A 4,100-nucleotide genomic window follows, 5' to 3' on the forward strand; every position below is an offset into this window, starting at 1 on the left:
GACCGAACACATCGAGCGCATACGAGATGCTGAGTTGCGGGGTAAACAGGTTGTACAACGAGGCGTTGTCGCTCGGTACGGGCGCCAGCGATGCCGATGGATCCTTCTGCCGGCTCGCCGAAAAGCCGGCGGAGACGGAAGGGTAGAAGACACCGCGTCCCGCGAGCGCGTTTTCCCGCGCCACCGTCAGCGCAGCTTGCGCGGCCTTGAAGTCGGCGTTGTTCGCAAGCGATTGCTCGATCAGATCGTTGAGCGGCCTGGAATGGAACAGCGTCCACCAGTCGCCCGCGATGTCGCTGCCTTCGACGAAGCGCTGCGCTTCACCGCCGGAAACGCCATCGGTGGCGACGGTCGTGGTGAGCGGGTGGTCAGCGTAGTCGCCGGCGTCCGGAGCCACCGGCTTTCTGAAGTCGGGGCCTACTGTGCAGCCGGCGCTCAGCAGGCACGTCAAGGCGGCGGCCGCGCTCAACAGCGGCGAACCGGCGACCGGCCCGGATCGTCCTGCGCACCCGCCCTTGTTTTTCTCGCTCTTCAAATGCGCATCGGCCGATGTTGTGTTCACGCGAACGCAGCCTCGCCAGAGGTGCGTGGATGAGATGATATATCATATCAATAGTCGAAAAATCCCTGCCAAAGGTCATGCCGGCGAAGGCGTATACGGGTATGGCTCGCTGGGCGGCTGGGAAATGCGTTCGACCCGATTGTCCGAAACGCCGTCAGCGCGGAGCCCGGGTGATGGCTTGCCTCCGTTACTCGTGCCGAATCCTGCTTGATGCCGGGCGGTCGAGTGTGCACAGTGTCGACACTCGTCGGCATACAGGCCGGCTCTTGCGGAGGACGCCATGCAGACCGAATCGCGCAACCTCGCCCTGTTCTGCGATTTCGAGAACCTCGCGCTCGGCGTGCGCGAGGCCAAGTACGAGAAGTTCGACATCACAAAGGTGCTCGAGCGCCTGCTGCTCAAGGGCAGCATCGTGGTGAAGAAAGCCTATTGCGACTGGGAGCGCTACAAGGAATTCCGCCCGGGAATGCACTATGCCTCGTTCGAGCTGATCGAGGTGCCGCACGTCAGCCAGTCGGGCAAGAACTCGGCCGACATCCGCATGGTCGTCGACGCGCTCGACCTGTGCTACACCAAGGCGCACGTCGATACCTTCGTCATCCTCAGCGGCGATTCGGATTTCTCGCCGCTGGTGTCGAAGCTGCGCGAAAACAACAAGCTCGTGATCGGCGTCGGCGTGAAGAACTCGACCTCGGAACTGCTGATCGCGAACTGCGACGAGTTCATCTACTACGACGATCTGGTGCGCGTGCAGAAGAAGCGCCAGGCGCCGAGGAAGAAGGCCGAAGAAAAGACGGCGAAAGCGACGGCGCCAGCGGCCGCACAGGATCGCGAAGCGGCGAAGCGGCAGGAGGCGCTCGACCTCGTCCTCGAAACCGTCGAAGCACTGATCGAGGAACGCGGCGAGGACGAAACGATCTGGGGCTCGATGGTCAAGCAGGCGGTGAAGCGGCGCAAGCCCGGATTCAACGAAAGCTACTACGGTTTCAAGTCGTTCGGCGCGCTACTCGAGGAAGGCAGGAAGCGCGGACTTCTCCAGCTCGAACGAGAGGAGAAGTCCGGCAACTACCGCGTAATCGGCACGGCCGACGACAAGGCGTGATGAAAGCCGCGCCGCGTCTGGCCACGCGGCCTCGGCGTTATGCCATCGCTTCGTACAAGGGCAGGGTGAGGAACTCGGGGAAGTTCTTCGACAACGCCATTTCCTCGAAGATTTTCGCAGCCGCCTCGTAGGTATCGACCTTTTCGCCCTGCGCGACAACCGATGCCTTGACCTTGGCCAGTTCCTCGGGAATCAGTGTGCGCACGAGTGCGGCGTCGACCTTGCGACCGTCATCGAGCACGCCCTTGTCGCTGACCACCCATTGCCAGACCTGCGAGCGTGAGATCTCCGCGGTCGCGGCATCTTCCATGAGGTTGTGGATCGGCACGCAGCCGTTGCCCGCGAGCCAGCTGCCGAGATAGTGGATGCCGACATTGATGTTGTTGCGCAGGCCCGCTTCGGTGATCGGCGCCTCGGGCACGAAGTTGAGGAAGTCGGCCGCGGCGATCTTCTCATCGCGCTGCTTGCCCCACTGGTTCGGTTTGTCGCCGAGCACGGCGACAAATTCCTCCATCGCGATCTGCACGAGACCCGGATGCGCGATCCAGCCGCCGTCGAAGCCGTCGTTGGCGTCGCGCTTCTTGTCGTGGCGCACGCCGGCCAGAGCCTTCTCGTTCGCGACGGCGTCGCCCTTGATCGGAATCAGCGCGGCCATGCCGCCGATCGCTGGTGCGCCACGCTTATGACACGCCTGGACCAGCGCCAATGCGTAAGCGCGCATAAACGGCACTTCCATGTTGATCGCCACGCGGTTGGCGAGGCAGAAGCCCGGCTTGTTCCTGAATTTCTTGATCGCGCTGAAGATGTAGTCCCAGCGACCCGCGTTGAGGCCTGCGGAATGCTCGCGCAACTCGTAGAGGATTTCTTCCATCTCGAACGTGCCAAGGATGGTTTCGAGCAGCACCGTCGCCTTGATCGAGCCCTGCGGAATGCCGAGTTCCTTCTGCGCGAGCAAGAAGATGTCGTTCCACAGCCGCGCTTCGAGATGGCTTTCCATCTTCGGCAGGTAATAGAACGGGCCGAAGCCGCTCGCCATCTGCTCCTTGGCGTTGTGGAAGAACACGAGCGCGAAATCGAAGATGCCGCCGGAAATGCGCTGGCCGTCGATGGTCACGTGCTTCTCGTCGAGATGCCAGCCGCGCGGGCGGATCTGCAGGGTCGCGATCTTGTCGTTGAGCTTGTAGACCTTGCCGGCCTCGTTGGTGTAGCTGATCGTGCCGCGGATCGCGTCGAAGAGGTTGACCTGGCCCTGGATCTGGTTGAACCAGTTCGGGCTGTTCGAGTCCTCGAAGTCGGTCATGTATGAATCCGCGCCCGAGTTGAACGCATTGATGATCATCTTGCGCTCGACCGGGCCGGTGATCTCGACGCGGCGACGTTCCAGCGCCTTCGGCAGCGGCGCGATTTTCCAGTCGCCTTCGCGGATGTGTTTGGTCTCGGGCAGAAAGTCCGGCATTTCGCCGGCATCGATGCGCGCCTGACGCGCGATGCGTGCCTTGAGCAACTCTTGGCGGCGCGGTTCGAAGGCGCGGTGCAGCTTGGCGGCAAATGCGAGCGCGTCGTGGCTGAGAATCTCGTCGAAACGTGGATGCAATGGCGCGTTGATCGCAACGCCGGCGGGGAGGGTAGGCGAGGCCATGAAAGTCCTGGGTGGCGAGGGGGAGGGGAAAAATACGGCGGAAAAGTCGATGCTTTACTCTAGCCGCGGCGACGCGCGGGCGGCATCGTCCTTTGTGCCGATCAAGTGCGGCCCGCGACCGGGATCAGCGCACCGGTGACGGCCTGCGCCTGGTCCGAGAGCAGGAACAGGATGACCTCGGCGATCTGCGCAGGTTTCACCCAGCGCGAGAAATCCGCCTCGGGCATGTCCTTGCGATTGGCCGGCGTGTCGATCGTGGTCGGCAGGATCGCGTTGACGGTGACACCGCGATCCTTGAGTTCCTCGGCAAGCGCCTCGGTCAGCTTGAACACGCCGGCCTTTGACGCGGCATAGGCGCCCATGCCGGTTCCGGCCTTGATCGCACCGGCCGCGCCGACATTGACGATGCGCCCGGACCCGCTGCGCACGAGCAGGGGCAGGGCAGCCATGCTGGCCGCGACCGCGGTGCGCAGGTTGACGTTGAACAGCAGATCCCAGGTCGCGAGCTTGCCGCCCTCGAGCTTCTCCCAGCGGAACGTGCCGGCGACATTGACCAGTGCGTCGAGCCCACCAAGCTTTTCGCCGATCGTGTTGAAGGCCTTTTCCGTCGCCTCCGCCGAGGACAGGTCAACACCACCGAACTCGTGCAGGTTCCTCGAATCCATGGCCGCAACCGGAGCATGATCGATCGCCGCCACCGTGGCGCCCGCATCGAGCGCCGCGCGTACGACTGCGGCGCCGAGGCTGCCTGCTGCGCCGGTGACCGCGATCCGCTTGCCTTGAAGATTCATCGTCTC

4 protein-coding genes are annotated in these 4,100 nt (G+C 63.2%); 1 reads left to right on the top strand and 3 read right to left on the bottom strand.

Features of this window, described 5'->3' with window-relative positions; translation table 11 throughout:
- Positions 1 to 397: TolC family protein (locus tag VF497_RS08445; RefSeq protein ID WP_330887625.1), on the bottom strand; the 397-nt coding region annotated here is incomplete at its 3' end.
- Between the two features lie 445 nt (positions 398 to 842).
- On the opposite strand from VF497_RS08445, the gene VF497_RS08450 reads away from it, so the two are divergent.
- On the top strand, positions 843 to 1,664 hold the full coding sequence (locus tag VF497_RS08450; RefSeq protein WP_330887627.1) for an NYN domain-containing protein: 822 nt from the start codon (positions 843 to 845) through the stop codon (positions 1,662 to 1,664).
- Positions 1,665 to 1,701: 37 nt separating this feature from the next.
- Here VF497_RS08450 and aceB read toward each other — a convergent pair whose 3' ends face one another.
- Positions 1,702 to 3,303 (bottom strand): malate synthase A, encoded by a 1,602-nt coding sequence (gene aceB / locus VF497_RS08455; protein WP_330887629.1) that lies wholly within the window; start codon positions 3,301 to 3,303, stop codon positions 1,702 to 1,704.
- Between the two features lie 101 nt (positions 3,304 to 3,404).
- Positions 3,405 to 4,100, bottom strand: a 696-nt coding sequence (locus VF497_RS08460; RefSeq protein ID WP_330887631.1) for an SDR family oxidoreductase, incomplete at its 5' end; no start/stop codon positions are given.

The sequence above is a fragment of the Rudaea sp. genome (assembly GCF_036383415.1).
In the GTDB taxonomy this organism is placed as follows: domain Bacteria; phylum Pseudomonadota; class Gammaproteobacteria; order Xanthomonadales; family Rhodanobacteraceae; genus Rudaea.

Excerpts from the sequence above, each read along its gene's own strand:
- aceB (WP_330887629.1), bottom strand. The coding sequence starts at position 3,303 with ATGGCCTCGCCTACCCTCCCCGCCGGCGTTGCGATCAACGCGCCATTG.
- VF497_RS08450 (WP_330887627.1), top strand. The coding sequence starts at position 843 with ATGCAGACCGAATCGCGCAACCTCGCCCTGTTCTGCGATTTCGAGAAC.